The 1,248-nt window shown below is 65.5% G+C and carries 1 protein-coding gene; it reads right to left on the reverse strand.

Annotation, left to right across the window (positions count from 1 at the left end; all coding sequences use genetic code 11):
• Positions 1 to 29: 29 nt before the first annotated feature.
• Positions 30 to 1,168, reverse strand: a protein-coding gene (locus tag AB0876_RS34270) for an IS3 family transposase (RefSeq protein WP_526044227.1) whose coding sequence is annotated in 2 segments (ribosomal slippage) — positions 30 to 898 and positions 898 to 1,168 — 1,140 coding nt in all. Because the reading frame shifts where the segments join, the coding sequence is not laid out codon by codon here.
• Between the last annotated feature and the right edge of the window lie 80 nt (positions 1,169 to 1,248).

Here is a 1,248-nt window from a genome sequence, read left to right on the forward strand (position 1 = left end):
TGAGGGGGACCCGTTTGGTGGTCCAGCCGCTATGCGACTTTCGGTTGGTGGGTCGCGGCCCACTGTAGGGCAAACTCGGCGGGGGTGCGGTCGCCATGGGCAGAGTGAGGCCGGTTGGCGTTGTAGTCCATCCTCCAGTCCTCGATGATCACCCGGGCTTCCAACAGCGAGTCGAACCGCCACAGGTTGAGCAGCTCGTCCCGCAGGCGGCCGTTGAACGATTCGATCCAGGCGTTCTGCCACGGCGAGCCGGGATCGATGAAAAGCGAACCAGCACTGTTGAATCGGCACCAATCAGCCACGGCGTGGGCGACGAACTCGGGACCGTTGTCGAAACGCACATAGTGCGGCGCCCCGTGGATCAGCGCGAGGCGATCCAAGACGTCGACGACGCGGTCGGCGTCGATAGACCGGTCGACTTCGATCGCGAGAGCTTCGCGGGTGAACTCGTCGATCACGTTGAGCATCTTCAGGGTGCGGCCATGGGCGGTGGTGTCGAACTGAAAATCCATCGCCCAGATCACGTTCGGCCGGATCGGCGACATCGCACCCACGGCGATACCGATCCCGGTCAGCCGCTTCTTGCGGCGCCGCTGGGGCACCCGCAGACCCTCCTCGCGCCACAGCCGGCGGATGCGCTTGTTATTGGCCATCCAACCCGCTCGGCGCGCCATCTTCGCGGCCCGGCGCCACCCCCAGCGCGGTCGATCGGTGGAGAACCGGCGCAGCCAGGCCCGCAGCTCGGCCTCCTCGGTGGTGACCGGCGACGGCGTCAGACGCATCGTAGAGCGGTGCAAACCGACGACCGAGCAGGCCCGGCGCTCAGACACCCCGAACCGCTCACGCAGTGCGATGACGGCGCTGCGCTTGCGGTTCGGGGTCAGAAGTTTCCCGACGAGATCTCCTTGAGCATGTCGATGTCGAGGGCCTGGTTGGCGACCAGCTTCTTGAGCCGAGCGTTCTCGGCCTCGAGCTCCTTGAGGCGTTTGGCGTCGTTGGCCTTCATGCCGCCGTACTGGGCGACCCAGCGATGCCAGGTCGACTCGGTGATCTCCAGGTGCCGACACACCTCGGCCAGTTCCTGACCGGTCCCCAGCAGCTTGTTGCCCTCGGCCAGCTTGCGGATGATCTGATCCGGGGTGTGCCGCCGGCGCTTGTTCGATGTCATGTCGTCGTCGATTCTTCCTGCCCGAACACTCGGGCAACAGAGTCCCACAACGACTGGACCACTACAGGGGGCTCACCTCA

It is taken from the genome of Mycobacterium sp. NPDC049093 (genome assembly GCF_040704635.1).
GTDB lineage: Bacteria > Actinomycetota > Actinomycetes > Mycobacteriales > Mycobacteriaceae > Mycobacterium.